The organism is Pseudomonas sp. F-14 TE3482, from assembly GCF_053629455.1.
In genome coordinates this window covers 5,389,853-5,406,973 of record NZ_JBRJII010000001.1, presented here as the reverse complement: position 1 = coordinate 5,406,973, position 17,121 = coordinate 5,389,853, and the positions used below count along the sequence as shown (strand labels likewise).

Below are 17,121 nucleotides of genomic sequence, written 5' to 3'. Positions count from 1 at the left end.
ACCCGTTTTTGGATACCGCATAAAGTCTGTACAGGTGATATCAATGAGCCACTTCATCCGTTAAAGTATGTGCCGCCCGAGAGATGGATCCCGGGTATTTCTAATGGAGTGACTCAGTGAATTACCTCAGCAAAGTAGTTGCCGTAGCCGTGTTCGGTCTGGTTCTGGCGGGTTGCACCGGCACCCCGATGAAGACTCAGCAGTACGACAGCAACCAGTACACCGTTGTCGGCCACAGTGAAGCGACCGCCACTGGCCTCCTGCTGTTCGGCCTCATCCCGATCCAGCAGAACAACCGTTTCATCCGCGCTCAGAACGCTGCGATCAAAGCCCGTGGCGGCGACGCGATGATCAACACCCAAGTGCAGGAAAACTGGTTCTGGGCTTGGGCTCTGACCGGTTACACCACCACAATCTCCGGTGATGTGATCAAGCTGAAAACCGTTCAGTAAGCGACAGGCTCTGCCATTGTGGCGAGCACGCTTGTGGCGAGCGAGCTTGCTCGCGCTGGGCTGCGTAGCGGCCCCAAAAATCCGACAGCAACTGCCGATTTTTGTGAGCGCGTTATGCACTCAAGCGGGCGCAAGCTCGCTCGCCACAGGTTTCTCACTCATTGATCGCACCTCACCCCCAGGCTTTTCCGAGCTCCTCCAGACCCGCGTCTTGCAGGTTCTGCGCACTCATGACCACTCGGAATTTGCAGTTGGCCTGGAAGTTGAGAAAGAAGGGTTCCGCATAGCCGGGAATCTCGGAAGGGTCTTCTACATCGATCAGAAAAATCCCACTTCGCATTCCATCCTGCTCAGTGAAATAAGTCGCCTCCGGCTTAATGGTTTCCAGCACGCGGTTCATGATTTCGCCGACTTTCCCCGACCTGACAAGCGCGTTGAAAGGCTCATGGGGAAACTCGACCATCAGTAGCATTTTCATTATTCGATACTCTGTTGAGGTGGCGCGCTCCTTACCCGGATCCTTACTCCTGACGATGATGCCGCAAGCCGGGCGTTCAGCCGTGCCAGCGGTGGTGTGTGGTTAAGAATAGCGAAGGGTTCGAGGCTGCCGGGGCAGAGTTACGGACGGTCGTTCTTGATGAATCGGCGGCGAGGCGAAGGGGTAGGGTTTGTTGGCTGAAGTCATGCCGTTCTGTGACGAAGGCAGCTTTATGCAGCGCGGCTTTGGACGTTCAAAGAGGGACTCGCCAGCATCGCCTATAGAGGCGATGCCGACTCACCGATCCCCGATTATTGCTGTACCGGTGTGCAGAGTTCTACCAACGTTCCGTCAGGGCATCGAACGTAGGAGATGATTTGTCCCCAGGGCTTGGCGCTTGGTGCAGAAATTTCGCTGGCTCCCGCCTTCAACGCTCTGGCATGCGCCGCCGGAACGTCATCGGTCACCAGGCCTACTTCGATTCCAAGTGGTTTGGGGGAAGAATGTGCCGAGACATGCCCCGTACTGAAGTTCTTCGCGGCCAGTTCATCGGCGGCGAATGCCAGTGCGGTTTCCCCTGTTTCGAGTTCGCCGTAGGTGTTGGATTCATGGAGGAAGCGCACGCCAAGCCCGAAGGCTGACGAAAAGAACTGGAGTGAGGCAACAACGTCCGGGACGTAGATGATCATGTAGCCAAATTTCATAAGCGGGCATTCCTTGTCGTGTTTATTGAGTGGCAAATCACGGTTACCCAGGCAGATTTGCCCGGTGTCTGTTCTTTCGAAAAGGTTAGAGGGTGTCATCACGGTGTCATCGAACGAATGGCAAGCTCCTCGCAAACCGTCTTGAGCGCTCAGACGGAACGCCGTCTGCGGGCTGATGCATTTGCCAGGAATCCCCCTATGAAAGGAGACGCCTCCCTGTTTGCGGCCATTGATTTGGGGTCCAATGCGTTTCGCATGATGATCGGCCAGTCGGTCAGGCGCAATCAGGGGTTCATGATCCAGGAAGTGAAAACCTTGCGAGAGCCTGTCCGTTTGGCGGAAGGATTTCAGGGAGGGGCGCTGGACGAGTTGGCGCTGGATCGGGGATGGCAAGCGCTCGCGCGATTTGGCAAAAAACTGCGCGGCTTTGAGGCCGGTCGCGTGCGGGCAGTGGCGACCAGTGCCGTCCGCGAAGCCGATAATGCCCAACTGTTTCTGGCCAGCGCGGAGCGGCACCTGGGTTTTCGTATAGATGTCATCTCTGGGCATGAAGAGGCGCAACTGGTGTACGCCGGTGTTGCCCATACGATACCCAGTACAGAAAGTATGCGCCTGGTCGTGGATATCGGCGGCGGTTCTACTGAATTGATTCTGGGGCGGGGCACTCAGCCTCTCTTGACCGAGAGCATTGCCATTGGCAGCGGCACTTTTGGCGCGCGTTATTTTCAGGGCGGCTGTATATCGACGAAGGCGCTCCTGGAGGCCGAGCGCGTGGCCACTCTGCAGTTTGAAAAAGTTACCCGTCGTTATCGCGCGCTGGGTTGGCAGCAGACTATTGGCTCTTCAGGTACTGCACGGATGCTGGCCAAAGTGCTCAAGGCCAATGGCTTGAATGACAATGGTCAAAGCGGTATCACCTACGGCGGCCTGTTGCGCTTATCGTTGCGTCTGCTGGAAGTGGGGCATGTTAAACAACTCAAATTGGCGGGCTTGCCACCCCATAGGCTGAATATCTTGCCCGGTGGCCTGGTGCTCATGCTGGCGGCGTTCAAGGTATTCGGCATCTCGCACATGAGTCCTTCCGAACCGGGATTAAGGTTGGGCGTTCTTCATGGCCTTATGTCCAAACACTAAATGACTGTTATAGGCAAAACGCTGCTGTAAAAAGAATTGTTATTTGGATCAAAAAGAATGTCACTGTGAAGACCCGTCAGCGATGCTCGAGTACCAGCGCTGACCATCTTTGATGATCCCGTCGGGCACTAAAAACGCATGAAAAAACCCGGCTGATGAGGCCGGGTTTTTTGGTTGAGTATTGCGATAAAGCCACCCATTCATGCCGCACGATTCTGAATCAGACGATCCGAGCCGCCTTCAGCAACGCGGTTCTCGATCAGACGGTCCGAGCCGCCTTCAGCGACGCGGTTCTCGATCAGACGATCCGAACCGCCTTCAGCAACGCGGTTCTCGATCAGACGGTCCGAACCGCCTTCAGCAACGCGGTTCTCGATCAGACGGTCCGAGCCGCCTTCAGCGACACGGTTCTCGATCAGACGATCCGAGCCGCCTTCAGCGACGCGGTTCTCGATCAGACGATCCGAGCCGCCTTCAGCGACGCGGTTCTCGATCAGACGATCCGAACCGCCTTCAGCAACGCGGTTCTCGATCAGACGGTCCGAGCCGCCTTCAGCGACGCGATTCTCGATCAGACGATCCGAACCACCTTCAGCGACGCGATTCTCGATCAGACGATCCGAGCCGCCTTCAGCGACAACCGGGTGAGTAGAAGACGCGGCAAAAGCGTTAACTGCAAAAACCGAGAAAGCGATACTGAGGATGATTTGGCGTTTCATGATGGTGTGCTCCGGGGTGTTATTGGTTGGGTATGGAGCGGATGTTACGCCGAGGATTTTTTATGAGAACTTCATTGACGTGATGGTGACTATCGATGCCAGCAATGGTTGAAAGGTCGTGGGCAAGTACCGCGTCCATGCCGGGCAAACCGGCGCCATGAGCGCACACGTCTCAACGACAAAGCACAATGCCAGTCAGTTAAGCCGTTTAAGGCGTGACGCACTTGTAGCAGCAGGCTTCGCCAGCTGCTACAGATCGCGGGATGCATGTAGTTTTCCTTCAGGTTTACACGAACAGGTCGTAGGACAGCTTGCTGATCAGGATCACCAGCAACACCAGGAACAGAGTCCGGACAAAGGGCACGCCTTTATGAACCGCCAGCCACGTGCCGGTCAGCGCGCCGAGGATGTTGAATGCCGCCATGGGGATTGCGATCAGGTAGAGCACGTTACCCGTCGGAATGAAGAATATCAGCGCCGCTACGTTGGTCGCGATGTTCACCAGCTTGGCCGACGCCGATGCATGAAGGAAGTCGAAGGCGAAGCAGCGGATAAACAGGAAGATCAGGAAACTGCCAGTGCCGGGACCGAACAGTCCATCGTAGAAGCCGATGGCACCGCCGATGACGATCGCCAGCAATTTTTCCTTGGTACCGATGCGCATGGGTTTGTGCAGGGCGCCGAAGTCTTTTTTCCAGAAGGTGTAGATCGCCATCAGCACGATCAATACCAGCACCGCCGGCCGGATCATCGACTGGGGGACGGACGACACCGTGGCCGCTCCGAAGAAGGCCATGACAAAGGCCGAACAGGCGGCGGGGATCACCAGACCCCAGTCGATCACCACCTTGCGCACGAAGGACCGGGCCGCGAATGCGGTGCCGCAGGCTGCCGCGACCTTGTTGGTACCCAGCAGCGCCGCCGGTTGTGCCGTGGGCAGCACGTTGAACAACGCGGGTATCTGGATCAGTCCACCACCGCCCACCGCCGCATCGATCAGGCCGGCGGCGAAGGCGAACACGCAAAGGATGACAATATCGACCATGAAATCAGGCTCTGACGTTGAAGGGTGGGTGAGCGTCCGGCGGCTTCTACGTGTTTCATCGCATCGGCTTGCCTGCGTCCTTGAGCAGGAAGGTTAACGGAAGGGCTTTTAATGTGTTGCAATACCACGTTGTGAAAAGTGCAACGAGGTGGCGCATGGCATTGGATATGTTGGGGGAACTTGAAGCCTTCGCAACGGTGGCTCGCAAGCGCAGCTTCGTCGCGGCGGCACGTACTCTGGGGCGCTCCCCCAGCGCGCTGACCCGTGCCGTTCAAGCCCTGGAGGAAAGCGTCGGGGTCAAGTTGTTCAATCGCTCGTCCAATGCCGTGAGCTTGACCGAAGCGGGTGAGCGCTTGATGCCTCACGCTTACAAAATGCTGGATCTGCAACGTGAGGCGGATGAAGACCTGGCCGGCCTCAGCGGCCTGGCCTATGGCTGGATCCGCTTTTCCGCCCCCGAGTTTCTCGGACACGGGGTATTGCCCCGGTTGATCGCGCAGTACAGCGAGCGTTATCCAGACGTGAACGTTGATGTGATTTTTACCGATGAACTCATTGACCCGGCCAAGAGCAAGCTGGACTTCTCGATTCGCGGCGCGTTTGCGCAATCCAGTGACCTGATCGGCTATCCGCTCTGGAATTATTCACGTTACCTGTATGCCAGCCCCGGGTATCTGGAGCGGCGCGGGATACCCGACTCCATCGAGGCGCTGGAGGCGCACTCGCTGATCCTGCATACGGCGCCGCGGATTCTCAAGGAGTGGAATTTTCGCAGTGAAGAGCGGGCCATCAGCTTCCGGGTTCATCCAAAATTTCGTTTCAGCTCCGGTTTGGCGGTGTTCCAGGCGGCGCTGGCGGGCGTCGGGATCGCCCGACTGGCGGACTGGATTGCAGAGCCCGAAGTGGAAGCGGGGCGCCTGCTGCGGGTCTGTCCCGAGTACAAACTGACCTCCAGCGGCGGTGAAAGCCCGCAGATGCACGCGGTTTACCCGGCCGGGAATCTGCCGCTGCGGGTGAAGTCGTTGTTGGAGGTGATCCGTGGTTTTGGCGACAGCCTTGGTCGAAAGCATGACGCCGTATTGCAGCATGGTATTGAGCGTGTGGCAGCGCTGTGCGGCCATTCTGTTGGTCGAAAAGTTTTATGAGTGAAGCAAGCACTACCTTCGAACCTAACCGGAAGAAGCTCATGATCAGGGTGTTACCAAAGAACGAACTCAAGGAGCTTTCGGTGAAAGCCGAAGCATACGGTTTAACGCTGAGTGATCTTGCCTCCACTTGCGACAAGTTCGGTATTGCACCGCAAGATGTGCTGAACGAGCTGTCCGTCGCGGTTGCGGAGGGGTATCTACAGGGATCTTTGATCTATGATTTTTGCGACGGTGTAATGAATGGGATCATAAATGCCGTGGTTGAAGTGGGTATGACTGAGGATATGCCTCAGCCCGCTTTCTCGCTTTACCAAGCGTTCGATCAAGGTGAATGGATCCGCAGTAACGACCCACCGGAGACTGAGCCCAGTGAGAAATACACGAAGCCGGTGGTCCAGGAAATAATGCGTGCCCTTAGAGGCTAGCTTTCACAGATCGGACTTTCAGGCGTGGATCGAACGTCCGCTCTTGGCCGATTCTGTTGAAAAAGTCGGTCTGCCCAAACTGCCTGATCATTGACTGATGAAAACGCCTTTTTCGCACGCGGCTACGTGAAATCCGAGTCCGGAAGCCTCTGCCAAAAGTAAAGATTTCAATCTCGGACGCGTACTTTTTGGATGCGCAAACCATGGCCGACTTTTTCAACACAATCGGCCGATTACTGACCTTCGCGACAGGCAGTAATCGGCCAAATGGGGATATCTCGTAGATGTCAAAAAGCTCAGAGCCGATTCAAACTGCTCGACGAAAGCCCCGAAAACTGGGCTTCTGAGGCGTGACCAACTCGGCGATTTACTACCGAATGCCTACCCTGTGACTACGCAACCCTTGTCCGCTCCCTGTTGGCAGCTGTAAAAAATCGGGCTAGTTACAAAGCAGGATTTAACAACCCAAGCGATAAAGGAAATCGACCATGAGTATCAAACCTGGCCCTAAAAGAACAAACGAAGATGGCACTCCGGACAAGAGGCAGAGAGTCACGCCCGAAAAGCGGAAAGATCATCCAGACCTGAAACCCCATAAGCATAAAAGGGGAGTAGGATCGAAAAGCAGCTCCCGAGAGCTGCTTTTTTATTTGTGTATGAATAGGCCTGTCCGTCATCACCGCAATCATCTTTATACGTTATTCCGCCGCCCTGAGCGTGTTGATCTGGACTATGAGCGTTGAAGTATCGGCGGTTTCCACGAACAGGTCATAGGCCTCTAGGTAGAGGTATGTATTACTTGTCTTCAGGGCGTTATTGGTGACGCAAGTAACCTTGCGGGCCATGCCTTGCAGTGAGGCGACTGTTTGTGTGGCAGGAAGGGATTCACCTACCGAACACTCAAATTTCTGCACGAATGGTTTGCCATTGCTCTGAGTGAAATGTTTGCTGTAGGCGATAGCACTCCCGGGTTTGAGTTTTTGCCAATCGCCATCCAAGTCGATGTTCGTGAGGGTGCTTTGCTGATTGGTTTTGCCCGCGAGTTCAGTGCTGCTTGTCGCGGCAAGTTCGATCATCCCGCGCCAGCGCAGGCTCACACGCTGGCTGCCCAGTGCCCCCGTCGCTTGCTCGCGCCATATGCCGCGGGCCGGGCCCGGTTGCAGATACAAGTCCATTGGGTGGTCGTTGACCACGGCGCGCGGCACGAGCGGGGAGCTAGCGTTGTACGTGAACTGCAAATGGCTGAGCGTGTGGGTCGCTTGTCCTTGAGGCAGGGCGCTGACCTGTGCGAACAATGTCGCCGGTAGCACCGGTGTACGCATGTCCGGCGGTAATTTTTGACGAGTGACTGGCGTGGCGAGTTTCGCCAGGTTGGCGGGCTCGGCGCACACAACGCCAATTAGCCGGGCACGTTGCTCTTTGTCCAATGCACTGTCAATTGGCTGAACAGGCGGCGGCAGCAAGACCTGATCGCCTAAACGATAAGCCAGGCGGGTGCTGGCTTGGCGGATAGAACAGTCCACCTCGACACGCTCGAACTGGCGGCCGTAGGGCTTCCCTTCGCTTTCGTCCAGACGGGTGCGCCCAAAGTCGATGCCCGCCCAGATCGAACGTCGGGAGTTCTCGATGGCCAGGGTTCCCGGGTCCAATAACAAGAGGTCTTCGCTCTCACCGGGAAGCTGCTTCCAAGCGCTGTCTCGGACCGTGTGGCACATCTGCTGAGCGATGTCCCGCGCCGTGTCTGCTGGCAGAACATAAGGGCTGCTCCACCTCTTTGCATCTCGATAATCCATGGCTAATGTCAACGAATCGCAGGCCGCGAAAAGCCGGGCCTGGGTGGCTGGCTCGGTGCCTTCAGCCGGTACGTCAACCATCACTAAGGCAGTTTGGGCGAGTCTGAAAGTGCTATCCAACGGCAGCGGCCGGGATTGTACTCGGGTCGCGATGGCTCGATTTTGCGCCTCGCGCGCGACAGCCTCGCGCTTATAGTAATCGGCCATCCCGTTGCCTTGCAGGGCACAACCCGTCAGGGTCACAGCGATGGCGGCGCCCGCCAGGCGAAATAGAACATTCACTGCAAACAGCTCCTTGGCACCCCCGGAATTCATCGCGATAGCGGGCGCGTACTTTGTAGGGTAATTGAAGTTTTGACGTTATTTGCGGCGTGGCCGAGACAGTGTCCCGTGGTAGTCGGAGGCCAAGAAATATCGAGGAAACTGTATTCCGAGTTTGTGTGGGGAACTCATGGACGGTCTTTCGTCGGTATCTGAGTATCGAGCCCATCTGAAATCGGCTTAACAATCAAAAACTTTAGGGAGGGGGGAGAGGGCGAACCTCAAAAAAGACTTCTCTGTTCTCTCCCCGGCGGACGGGGCAACGATTCTACCTACTTACGTTCAAGCTTCAGCCAGAGCCGCCGACAATGACTGTTTGCCATTTTAAATTCGGCTAACGGCTCCCGCCTGTAATACTCAATGGACGACCCCCCAATGCTCAAATGCTTACTACCACTTGTTGTTGTCTTGTCCCTGACTGGCTGCTCAAGCAATTCGCAACGCCAATACACAGATCAGGTCCAGTCCAGCAATACACCAATCGCTCATTCATTCCAGGAAGCCATTCGCCAGTCAACGGCCACTCCACTGCCGATCAATCGTGGCCTGTTTCCGGTGCGATGGGAGATCAGCCCAGCAGAGCCACGCATTGTCATGGAGACGCAGCAAGGCAACTACCGACTGTTCAACTTCCGTTTGCTCAAGGGCCAGACCTACGTGATCAATGTCAGCTCAATGTGCAACAACATGTGCATGGGGTTTGCGAAAAGTGCTCTGAAACCCAAAGCAGTGGTGCTCGATGCTCAAGGTAATATCGTGGCTGATAATTTGGTCGGCCCCAATGCTCTGGCAATTGAATGGTCCGGCGTCGCCCCCGCCGATGGCACCTACTTTTTGCTGATCGCTGCGGATAACCGAGCCCCGGGGGAGCAGGTTTCTATCATCAACACACCGATAGCAGGGTACCCAGGTGTGAATATGCCGATAGGTATGTCAAGCGCGCCGTTCGGCAAAGTCATCGCTTACATCGAGTTTCCGAACGAACCATAAGAGGGGCATGAGCCAATGCCGGCACTTTACCCTGCCTCTCTCCTAGCATGATGGGCCGCCCGCACCAATGCAAAAGGTGCCGGACTTTCGTGTTGAATAGGAACTGCAGTTGAACGAACAGGCATTGTCCATGCGCCCCGAACGCGTCGCGGCGCATGTACCAGCAGGTGCGCGCCTGGCCGGTATCGGCTCGGATCACGGCTACCTGCCGGTGGCGTTGATGCGCCGTGGCGCCATCGCGGCGGCGGTGGCCGGCGAGGTGGCATTGACGCCATTGCGCTCGGCCGAACGCACCGTATGCCTGGCCAATGGCCTGGCGGCGATCGAGCCAGAAGACGGGATCACGGCGGTCAGCATCTGCTGCGCTGGTACGACCCCAGCGTCCTCGATACCGCGCGCTACAAAGTCAGCGACGACGGTCAATTCAACGCTGCCACTGCCATGCTGCAAAACCCCGATGTCGGCGCCGTGACACTGATCGACATCATCCTCTTCCGGGACGCTCAAACCGCAGAACAGAACATCGCGCTCTGGGCTCACGAACTAAAACATGTGCAGCAGTATCAGGAATGGGGGGTAGAAGGATTTGCCCAGCGGTATACACAAGACTTCAATGCTGTGGAGGCGCCGGCTTATGCCATACAGGCTGAGGTCAGACGGTGGGTGCGGGAAGGGACTTACTGAAGGGTAGCGACGGCGAATTTACGTGTGCATGGATATGCACATTTTAGTCATCCGCATGAACCGAACCTCTATACATTCCCGGGCAATTGATGCCGCAATCGACTCTCTCGATGGAGCCTTCTTCAAAGCTCTTTGCGAGCCGTCGCGGGCTTTAGACCCCCCGAAAACTATCAGGTGACATGCCATGTCGCGTTTCCAGTCGCGGTAAGCGCGAGATCTATCGAGGGGGAACGCGACTGGATTGACGGCACGCCTGGCTATGGTAAGGAGGGTAGCAGTACACCACCTGTTTTCCACTAGTCTTTCCAACGACTGCTTTGTGGTTGATTCTGTTGAAAAAGTCGGCGTTCGGATTCAGTCTCTTCTACAGAGCCGATCCATAACGGCCGTTCCATCAGAGTTTCGGGCACCATAACGACCTTAAAAAACAGAACCTCGAATATGAATCATGAACTTTGGCAGGAACCTGATGGCTGTCAGACCTTTTGTCTAGCCGGTGCTGAAGGTGATGGTGCGCGTGCGCTTATGCATTCGGAAGCGAAGCTTGTTTGGGAGGTTGAGGCTGAAAGTCATTTCGAAGCGATGACTAAATATTATGCGCACATGCAGTGGGGCGAGTACCTGACGGACTTTCCCGAACAAGACAAGACTTCCTACAGGAAACTGGGCTGGGAATGACCAGTCAAGAGTCGGATAAAACTGCGGAACCCTCTCTATCTGATAACCACTTGCCATGGTCTGCTTTGGGTCGACTTTGCTAAGAATGGCGCCCCTGTGTCGTCTACGGCAAAATCACTCCATCGGCCAGCGAGAGAGTACGCAGCATGATGGGACAGTTATCGAGTGGGCAGGATCGATTGTTTTACTCGTTCAATCTTGAAGATCACATCCCAGCCAATCACCTTCTGCGCAGCATTGATCAGTGTCTCGATCTGAGTGACCTGCGCCATTACCTCGCCGATTTCTACAGCCCGATTGGACGTCCGTCGATTGATCCCGAACTGATGATTCGCATGCTGATCGTGGGCTATTGCTACGGCATTCGCTCAGAGCGGCGGTTGTGCGAAGAGGCCCATTTGAACCTGGCGTATCGCTGGTTCTGCCGGTTGAGCCTTGAAGATGAAGTCCCCAACCACTCGACCTTTTCCAAAAATCGACACGGCCGTTTTCGGGACAGCGATCTGTTTCACTGGTTGTTCAACGAGGTGCTGCGTCGTTGCATGGATGCTGGCCTGGTCAAAGGCGAAGGCTTTGCCGTGGACGCCAGTATCATCAAAGCGGATGCGAGCCGGCAGCGCGGCGTACCGGGTGATGAACAGGTCAACTGGAGCGATCCGGCCCTGAGTACCCGCGCCGTGCGTGAGTACCTTGAAGCCCTCGATGAAGAGGCTCTGGCCGAAACGCTACCGAAGCGCCTGTCGCTGACGGATCCTCAAGCCCGCTGGACCGCAGCTCCAGGTGGCCCAGCGTTCTACGCTTACTCCACGAATTATCTGATCGATACCGAGCACGGCGTGATCATGGATGTGGAACCCACACCGGCTCATCGAACCGCAGAAGTCGAGAGCACCAAGACGATGATCGATCGGGTCGAAGCGCAGTTCGACATCAAGCCAGAGCGCCTCATTGGCGACACCGCTTACGGCACCGCGCCGATGCTGGCCTGGATGGTGGAGGAAAAAGACATCGAACCGCATGTGCCGGTGTGGGACAAAACCGAGCGCAAGAACGACAGCTTTTCGAGTAACGATTTCCTCTGGAATGAAGAGGCTGAGGAATACAGCTGCCCAGCCGGCAACGTATTACGCAGCGAATGGCGAGCCTTCAAGAACGAGCGTTCGCACGTCACAAAAGCCAACACCATCATCTTCCGATCCCGACAGGTCGACTGCGTAGTCTGTCCGATGAAGGCCAAGTGTTTCCCCAACACTGCGTTTCGCAAGATCGCTCGCAGCGTCCATGAAGCCGCTCGTGATGTGGCTCGGCGCATCGCAGCGACGCCGGAGTACGTGCGCTCTCGCCACGAGCGTAAAAAGGTCGAAATGTTGTTTGCCCACCTCAAACGCACCCTGAAACTGGATCGCTTGCGACTACGTGGCATGAGCGGTGCGACCGATGAGTTCACGCTGGCCGCTGCGGTGCAGAACCTGCGCCGGCTGGCCAAATTTACCTCTCAAGGTCCACCGGTCACGGGATAGGTGCGCCTGCACTAAGCCAAAAACCTCAAACTAACCCAATAACAACGCAGCAAAGGTCAACGAAGGGCCGAGAAACCACTCAAAGTGGTGAGTTGGTTCTTCGGTGGTGGTCGTGCCTGAGTTCAGGTGATCTGAAAATCCGACTTTTTCAACAGAATCTGGTTGATTGCTGCCTGTCACGAGGGGCTGTTACCGGCCCAGAGTGTGTAAAAACGCTTCGCCAAAATTGAAGTAAGCGCATCTACGTTAAATCTGAAATTTATCGACACGTCAGCAGATGTGGATTTCGCGTAGAAGCGCGATTTCCAATCCGGTTTTGAGTACCTGTCGCACTCAAAAACGTTTTTACACACCCTCGGCCAATAGCCGCCGTTCGTGACTGCCAGCGCGGCCCTTTCATTCAAAATCGCTTCGCCGCTCCATTCGGACGGAGTACAACCCTCTACTTCTGCTAGATCACGCTCCTGCCGATTGAAGCACCACCATCAACGTAGAGCGTCTGCCCAGTAATAAAAGAGCTGTGTTCATTAAGCAAGAAAGTTGCTGCGGCAGCGATCTCATGCGGTTGACCAAGACGTCCCATAGGCACTGCCGCAACGTAGGCGGCCTCGCCAGGGCTGCCTTCGGGATTTCCGCTTCGGAAAAGATCTGTGTCGACCGGGCCTGGCGCAATAGCATTAACGGTAATACCACTTTGGGCGAGCTCCAACGCCCAACCACGTGTAAAACTGATCAAAGCGGCTTTTGCGGCGGCGTAGGATGTGCGCTGGCGCACTCCGAGAACCGTTAGGCTGGAGATGTTCACTATTCTGCCCCAGCGCCTGGCGGACATATCTGGAAGAAGAGCCTGTGTTGCCAGCAGCGCTGGATACAGGTTGAGCTTCATAACGTCCTCAAAGCTGGTTAGGTCGACCTCCGCGATTCCTTGAGGTTTAACGAGGCCCACGTTGTTAACAAGACCGTCGAAGGTATAGCGGGCCTTCAACCCTTCAAGGGTCTGGACGGTGCTATCGCAATCTCTCAGGTCGGCGGCGATCAATTCCCCAGGAAAACCACTGTCCTCTACCCGTCGAGCGATACCTACTACTCGGTGCCCAGCCGATGCGAGTTGCTCGGAGATGGCACGACCAATCCCCTTGCTAGCCCCTGTGATCAAAAAGGTACGCTGCATAATTCCGAAGCCCTTTAGGTTATTTCTTGAGACGTTCGAGGATTGCTCGGCCCACCCCTGCCGCAGATGCAGGGTTCTGACCTGTTATAAGCTCGCGGTCAATTACGACATTCGGAGCCCAAGGCGATGTGTTGCTCTGGTAACTCCCACCAGCAAGCTCCAGTGCCGCTTGAGGGTAAAATTTCATTTGGCCGCCTCCTAAAAATCCCTTTGCTTTTTCTTCCTCTTCGTTACTGATGACAGTCATGCGGTACCCCGCATAGATCCAAACAGACGGTTTGGGAGCTTTTTTGCCCGCTTCCAGCAATTCGATAAGTCTTTGAGGTTGATCTAGTGCAGACAACAGGGCTATCGGGCCATGACACACCAGTGCGGTGGTTTTTCCAGCAGCATGAAAAGCACGTAGCAATCGGCCTAGAGCGGGATCAGATATTAGATCCTGCATAGGTGCATGCCCCCCTGGCACGTAGAGAGCATCAAAGTGCGAATATCCAATCTGCTCCACACGCGCCAAACTTATCACCGGTGAGCGAGTTGGCGATGTCAAAAGCAGCTTATCGAGTAAAGACTCGTACTCCTTCAGACGTTGTGGATCACCATTAAAGTAATCGGGAACCGCAGAGCTTCGGTCAAGAGTTGGAGCAAGTCCGTTCGGTGTCGCGAATGTCACCTCATGGCCCGCATCCAGCAAAGCCTTGGTGGGCTCCATCAGCTCGTTGAGATAGAAGCCAGTGGGAAATGATTTGTTATCACGCAATTCCAAGTGGTTCTCGTCGGAGAGTACGATCAATACGTTGGCCGCATTTGCGCCTACGCTTACGCTCCCTATTAAAGCGGCTAACAAAATATGCTTATGAGTCTTCATCAATATTTCATCCATTCCGAGCGTGGCCGAGCACACGCAGGGCCACATCAATCTGAGCAGGGCAGGAAAGCTTGTTTCGAAGACGTGCGCTAACGCTTTATCATTTGCAAACCACCCACCACAGCTAATTAATCAGGCGATAGTCTGAACAGTCCCGCCTTCAGCCCGAATCGCTGCACCATTGATTACAGCCGCACGTTCGCTCGACAGGAACGCTACAACGTTTGCGACTTCAGCAGGTTTGGCCAGCCGGAAGATCAGCGAGGAGGGACGGTTCTCCGTCATGAACTTCTTTTCCGCGTCAGCGTACGTCAGTCCAGGGTTCACAGACTCGATGAAGCCTTTGAGGCTTTCTGTCTCGGTAGGCCCTGGCAGGACTGCGTTGACGGTCACCGAGGTGCCCTTGGTCAGCTCCGCCAAGCTGCGTGAGATCGACAATTGCGTGGCCTTGCTCGCGCTGTAATGGGCCATCGACGCCATTGGCGTCAGTGCTACTTCGCTGGAGATGAAAATCACCCGACCATGGCCGCGCTCAAGCATGCCTTTCATGTAGGTACGGGCCAACCGCACGCCACTCCAGACGTTAGTCTCAAACATGCGCTGCCAGTCTTCATCACTTGTGCTGAAGAAGTCGCTCAGCTCATAGGTGCCCATATTGTTAATTAGGATATCGATCTGCGGATAAGCAGCGGCAGCCGCCGCCTCACCACCCGCCTGACTGACATCTGCCACCAGCGGCAGAGCGCGCCCTTCACCAAAGCGCTTGTTCAGCTCAATGACGCGCTGCGCCACGCCAGCCTCGCTTCGTCCGTTAATAATTACGCGAGCGCCGTCTTCCAGCAACTGCGTAGCAATAGCCAGGCCGATACCAGCTGTAGAGGCGCTTACCAGCGCGGTTTTGCCTTCTAGACCAAGGTTCATACTATTCTCCAATGTTGAGATTGAGGGGCGGATCAATCCGCTGGAGATAAGTATGCGGAGCATGGGGTGCATTGATTAGCGCACGCAATGGAATATCATTGAAGAATAAAATTCACATGTTAGGTGGTCATGGACAGTCGAAGCGGAGAAATGCAGGTATTCACCAAGGTCGTCGAGACCGGCAGTTTCTCAGGGGCAGGAAAGCTACTGAACCTGACGCCGTCAGCAGTAAGCAAGCTCATTACCCGACTCGAAGTGCGGTTAGGCGTGCTTCTTTTTGAGCGCTCCACACGACAGTTAGTAATCAGTGGCGAGGGGGGCCGCTTCTACGATAGCTGCGTCCGTATACTCAACGACATCGAAGAGGCAGAGCACGACGCGGTCGGCTCGACAGCCGTGCCCAGCGGCCTCTTGCGAATCAATACTTCGGTGCCTTTCGGCACGCATCAGCTCCTGCCAATAATTAGTGATTTCAACCTCCTGTATCCCGACATCACACTCGATCTTTCACTGACAGACGCCTTGGTAGATCTGAAGCGTGAGCGCATTGATGTAGCGATACGTATGGGGCCGCTGGATGACGCCAGTTTTCGCGCACGCATATTGGGAAGCAGCCGCCGTGCAGTCGTGGCGTCACCCGAGTATTTGGCTCGCCATGGTGCGCCGAAAACGCCGGATGAGCTGGAGAATCATCGCTGTTTCAATTTCAACTTCCGCCGATCTCGTGATGAGTGGCCTTTCAAGCTGAACCAACAAACGCAATACCTGGCGGTGCGCGGCGATATGCTGACCAACAATGGCGAAACCATGCGCCAGATGACGATCAATGGATTAGGGATTAGTCGGCTTGGAATGTTTCATATCGCTGAGGATGTGAAAGCGGGCAGGCTGGTCGAATTGCTCGCTGATTTTAATGCGGGAGACACTGAGGACATCACCGCGATCTTCAATAATCAACGCTACATGCCGCAACGGGTGAGAGTTTTTATTGATTTTCTGGTGGAACGAATCGGGCCGTTGTTGAGTTCGCTTCGCTAAAAACAAAGACCGCAGTCTTAGCTGCGGTCTCTGTCTTTTTTCCGTGAAACCTCGTCCCTGTTAGCTAATTTTTACGAACCCGATTCAGGCCACTTGGTGCATTTCGTCAAGCTCGAACTCTTGAATGCAGTGTCCAGCGGTATTACGAAACGTGCTTACAGCTTCGCCCTGCATGTGCTTGTGCCAAGCTTGAACTGACTCCCATCGCTCGAAAAACGTCACCAGACCAGGCTCCTCATTGGACACAAAAAGCTCATAGCTAAGGCAGCCTGGCTCCTCGCGAGTCACGGAGACCAACGCTTTTTGAGCATTGATCATCTGTTCCTCAAAGCCTTCCTTAGCCCGCGCGCGGGCGATGATTACCAAGGATCCATGCATCGTCTTTTCTCCTTTTCGGAGTTACTGGACTTTAGGCGGGTACTGATCAATGTCTTCAGCCGATGGGCCACCGTTCAACCAATCCACGACCCAACCGCTTTCCAAGATGTTGAATGTTTGTGACCCAGCTGGTAACCAAGCTTCGTGCACGACTCCACCAGGAGCGCGAAAGAAGCCTCCGTTTTCGATCTTGTAGTGCACCCCTTCGGATTCGAAGACATGTGTACCACCTACCATGACCACATGGGTTTCTGCGCGTTGATGGGTGTGGGGTTTGATGTGCACTGCCACAGGCGTACGGAACATCAACGTAGTCAGGCCGGTCGCCTTATCCTCATGAAGAATGGCGTACTCTGGGGATCTTTTTCCTAACTGTGGAATGGTCTTCTGCCATTTAAATTGGCTGGGGTTAATCAGCTCAGGCAAGATTGAAGCGGACGACTGCTGCTCAGGAGAAGCAGTCGCGTTTTGAGTCATTCCTTGGATGGCGATCAGCATCGCACCGAGGGTTAGGAGCTTTCGGAAAGAAAGTTGCATGGTGACGATCTCGTTGAGCCGTTGATGGAGGCAAGTATCCATTGGCCCATAGATCGGGATTAGCCACCAGGCGGGAACATGTTTGATGAATCTAATTCAAACCGCACGAGCCACGTAGCC

The 17,121-nt window shown here is 55.3% G+C and carries 18 protein-coding genes and 2 pseudogenes; 10 read left to right on the top strand and 10 right to left on the bottom strand.

All coding sequences use genetic code 11. The features are described from left to right. Positions 1–116 precede the first annotated feature (116 nt). Positions 117–452 carry a hypothetical protein gene (locus AB7M26_RS24360; RefSeq protein ID WP_123493868.1) on the top strand — a complete coding sequence of 112 codons (336 nt, stop codon included), beginning with the start codon at positions 117–119 and terminating at the stop codon, positions 450–452. A gap of 172 nt (positions 453–624) precedes the next feature. Here the strand turns inward: AB7M26_RS24360 and AB7M26_RS24355 are convergent, their stop codons facing one another. Both AB7M26_RS24355 and AB7M26_RS24350 read right to left on the bottom strand, forming a co-directional pair. Then, positions 625–930 carry a panthothenate synthetase gene (locus AB7M26_RS24355; RefSeq protein WP_123493870.1) on the bottom strand — a complete coding sequence of 102 codons (306 nt, stop codon included), beginning with the start codon at positions 928–930 and terminating at the stop codon, positions 625–627. Positions 931–1,241: 311 nt separating this feature from the next. After that, entirely contained in the window at positions 1,242–1,634 is a 393-nt protein-coding gene (locus AB7M26_RS24350) for a VOC family protein (RefSeq protein ID WP_123493872.1), read from the bottom strand. A gap of 198 nt (positions 1,635–1,832) precedes the next feature. Between AB7M26_RS24350 and AB7M26_RS24345 the strand changes: the two genes are divergently transcribed. Next, positions 1,833–2,768, top strand: coding sequence for a Ppx/GppA phosphatase family protein (locus tag AB7M26_RS24345; RefSeq protein WP_429377067.1), 936 nt, complete (start codon positions 1,833–1,835; stop codon positions 2,766–2,768). Between the two features lie 200 nt (positions 2,769–2,968). On the opposite strand, the gene AB7M26_RS24340 is transcribed toward AB7M26_RS24345, so the two are convergent. Both AB7M26_RS24340 and AB7M26_RS24335 read right to left on the bottom strand, forming a co-directional pair. Next, a complete protein-coding gene (locus AB7M26_RS24340) occupies positions 2,969–3,487 on the bottom strand; it encodes a phage infection protein (protein WP_123493876.1) in 519 nt (172 codons plus the stop codon). Between the two features lie 286 nt (positions 3,488–3,773). After that, positions 3,774–4,532, bottom strand: a complete 759-nt coding sequence (locus tag AB7M26_RS24335) for a sulfite exporter TauE/SafE family protein (protein WP_123493878.1) — start codon at positions 4,530–4,532, stop codon at positions 3,774–3,776. A gap of 155 nt (positions 4,533–4,687) precedes the next feature. On the opposite strand from AB7M26_RS24335, the gene AB7M26_RS24330 reads away from it, so the two are divergent. Both AB7M26_RS24330 and AB7M26_RS24325 read left to right on the top strand, forming a co-directional pair. Beyond that, positions 4,688–5,677 carry a LysR family transcriptional regulator gene (locus AB7M26_RS24330; protein ID WP_123493880.1) on the top strand — a complete coding sequence of 330 codons (990 nt, stop codon included), beginning with the start codon at positions 4,688–4,690 and terminating at the stop codon, positions 5,675–5,677. Then, positions 5,674–6,105: a hypothetical protein gene (locus AB7M26_RS24325; protein ID WP_123493882.1), complete on the top strand. Its 432-nt coding sequence runs from the start codon at positions 5,674–5,676 to the stop codon at positions 6,103–6,105. Before AB7M26_RS24330 ends, AB7M26_RS24325 begins: the two co-directional genes overlap by 4 nt. 698 nt (positions 6,106–6,803) lie before the next feature. Here AB7M26_RS24325 and AB7M26_RS24320 read toward each other — a convergent pair. Beyond that, a complete protein-coding gene (locus AB7M26_RS24320) occupies positions 6,804–8,180 on the bottom strand; it encodes a hypothetical protein (RefSeq protein WP_429386526.1) in 1,377 nt (458 codons plus the stop codon). Positions 8,181–8,594: 414 nt separating this feature from the next. Here AB7M26_RS24320 and AB7M26_RS24315 point away from each other — a divergent pair, with 414 nt between their 5' ends. From AB7M26_RS24315 to AB7M26_RS24295, 5 genes and pseudogenes are all read left to right on the top strand, one after another. Further along, a complete protein-coding gene (locus tag AB7M26_RS24315) occupies positions 8,595–9,209 on the top strand; it encodes a hypothetical protein (protein ID WP_123493889.1) in 615 nt (204 codons plus the stop codon). Between the two features lie 109 nt (positions 9,210–9,318). Then, positions 9,319–9,579: pseudogene (locus AB7M26_RS24310) on the top strand (tRNA (adenine(22)-N(1))-methyltransferase TrmK); the annotation flags it as partial. Continuing rightward, a pseudogene (locus AB7M26_RS24305) lies at positions 9,552–9,893 on the top strand (eCIS core domain-containing protein); the annotation flags it as partial. The pseudogenes AB7M26_RS24310 and AB7M26_RS24305, both read left to right, overlap by 28 nt. Positions 9,894–10,334: 441 nt before the next feature. After that, positions 10,335–10,571: a hypothetical protein gene (locus tag AB7M26_RS24300; protein WP_048381736.1), complete on the top strand. Its 237-nt coding sequence runs from the start codon at positions 10,335–10,337 to the stop codon at positions 10,569–10,571. A gap of 146 nt (positions 10,572–10,717) precedes the next feature. Continuing rightward, entirely contained in the window at positions 10,718–12,091 is a 1,374-nt protein-coding gene (locus AB7M26_RS24295; protein WP_123493891.1) for a transposase, read from the top strand. A 451-nt stretch (positions 12,092–12,542) separates the two neighbouring features. Here the strand turns inward: AB7M26_RS24295 and AB7M26_RS24290 are convergent, their stop codons facing one another. From AB7M26_RS24290 to AB7M26_RS24280, 3 genes are all read right to left on the bottom strand, one after another. Further along, positions 12,543–13,265, bottom strand: a complete 723-nt coding sequence (locus AB7M26_RS24290; protein ID WP_123493893.1) for an SDR family oxidoreductase — start codon at positions 13,263–13,265, stop codon at positions 12,543–12,545. A gap of 16 nt (positions 13,266–13,281) precedes the next feature. Beyond that, positions 13,282–14,127 (bottom strand): type 1 glutamine amidotransferase domain-containing protein, encoded by an 846-nt coding sequence (locus AB7M26_RS24285; protein WP_123493895.1) that lies wholly within the window; start codon positions 14,125–14,127, stop codon positions 13,282–13,284. A 132-nt stretch (positions 14,128–14,259) separates the two neighbouring features. After that, positions 14,260–15,048 (bottom strand): SDR family NAD(P)-dependent oxidoreductase, encoded by a 789-nt coding sequence (locus AB7M26_RS24280; RefSeq protein ID WP_123493897.1) that lies wholly within the window; start codon positions 15,046–15,048, stop codon positions 14,260–14,262. 129 nt (positions 15,049–15,177) lie between these two features. On the opposite strand from AB7M26_RS24280, the gene AB7M26_RS24275 reads away from it, so the two are divergent. After that, positions 15,178–16,086: a LysR family transcriptional regulator gene (locus AB7M26_RS24275; RefSeq protein ID WP_123493899.1), complete on the top strand. Its 909-nt coding sequence runs from the start codon at positions 15,178–15,180 to the stop codon at positions 16,084–16,086. An 84-nt stretch (positions 16,087–16,170) separates the two neighbouring features. Here AB7M26_RS24275 and AB7M26_RS24270 read toward each other — a convergent pair whose 3' ends face one another. Both AB7M26_RS24270 and AB7M26_RS24265 read right to left on the bottom strand, forming a co-directional pair. After that, positions 16,171–16,464: a putative quinol monooxygenase gene (locus tag AB7M26_RS24270; protein ID WP_123493901.1), complete on the bottom strand. Its 294-nt coding sequence runs from the start codon at positions 16,462–16,464 to the stop codon at positions 16,171–16,173. A 21-nt stretch (positions 16,465–16,485) separates the two neighbouring features. Next, positions 16,486–17,001 carry a cupin domain-containing protein gene (locus AB7M26_RS24265; protein WP_123493903.1) on the bottom strand — a complete coding sequence of 172 codons (516 nt, stop codon included), beginning with the start codon at positions 16,999–17,001 and terminating at the stop codon, positions 16,486–16,488. Positions 17,002–17,121 lie beyond the last annotated feature (120 nt).

Coding starts and splice junctions, on each gene's coding strand:
- AB7M26_RS24350 (WP_123493872.1), bottom strand. CDS start 1,634: ATGAAATTTGGCTACATGATCATCTACGTCCCGGACGTTGTTGCCTCA.
- AB7M26_RS24355 (WP_123493870.1), bottom strand. CDS start 930: ATGAAAATGCTACTGATGGTCGAGTTTCCCCATGAGCCTTTCAACGCG.
- AB7M26_RS24340 (WP_123493876.1), bottom strand. CDS start 3,487: ATGAAACGCCAAATCATCCTCAGTATCGCTTTCTCGGTTTTTGCAGTT.
- AB7M26_RS24270 (WP_123493901.1), bottom strand. CDS start 16,464: ATGCATGGATCCTTGGTAATCATCGCCCGCGCGCGGGCTAAGGAAGGC.
- AB7M26_RS24330 (WP_123493880.1), top strand. CDS start 4,688: ATGGCATTGGATATGTTGGGGGAACTTGAAGCCTTCGCAACGGTGGCT.
- AB7M26_RS24280 (WP_123493897.1), bottom strand. CDS start 15,048: ATGAACCTTGGTCTAGAAGGCAAAACCGCGCTGGTAAGCGCCTCTACA.
- AB7M26_RS24285 (WP_123493895.1), bottom strand. CDS start 14,127: ATGAAGACTCATAAGCATATTTTGTTAGCCGCTTTAATAGGGAGCGTA.
- AB7M26_RS24295 (WP_123493891.1), top strand. CDS start 10,718: ATGATGGGACAGTTATCGAGTGGGCAGGATCGATTGTTTTACTCGTTC.
- AB7M26_RS24325 (WP_123493882.1), top strand. CDS start 5,674: ATGAGTGAAGCAAGCACTACCTTCGAACCTAACCGGAAGAAGCTCATG.
- AB7M26_RS24335 (WP_123493878.1), bottom strand. CDS start 4,532: ATGGTCGATATTGTCATCCTTTGCGTGTTCGCCTTCGCCGCCGGCCTG.
- AB7M26_RS24345 (WP_429377067.1), top strand. CDS start 1,833: ATGAAAGGAGACGCCTCCCTGTTTGCGGCCATTGATTTGGGGTCCAAT.
- AB7M26_RS24315 (WP_123493889.1), top strand. CDS start 8,595: ATGCTCAAATGCTTACTACCACTTGTTGTTGTCTTGTCCCTGACTGGC.
- AB7M26_RS24300 (WP_048381736.1), top strand. CDS start 10,335: ATGAATCATGAACTTTGGCAGGAACCTGATGGCTGTCAGACCTTTTGT.
- AB7M26_RS24265 (WP_123493903.1), bottom strand. CDS start 17,001: ATGCAACTTTCTTTCCGAAAGCTCCTAACCCTCGGTGCGATGCTGATC.
- AB7M26_RS24275 (WP_123493899.1), top strand. CDS start 15,178: ATGGACAGTCGAAGCGGAGAAATGCAGGTATTCACCAAGGTCGTCGAG.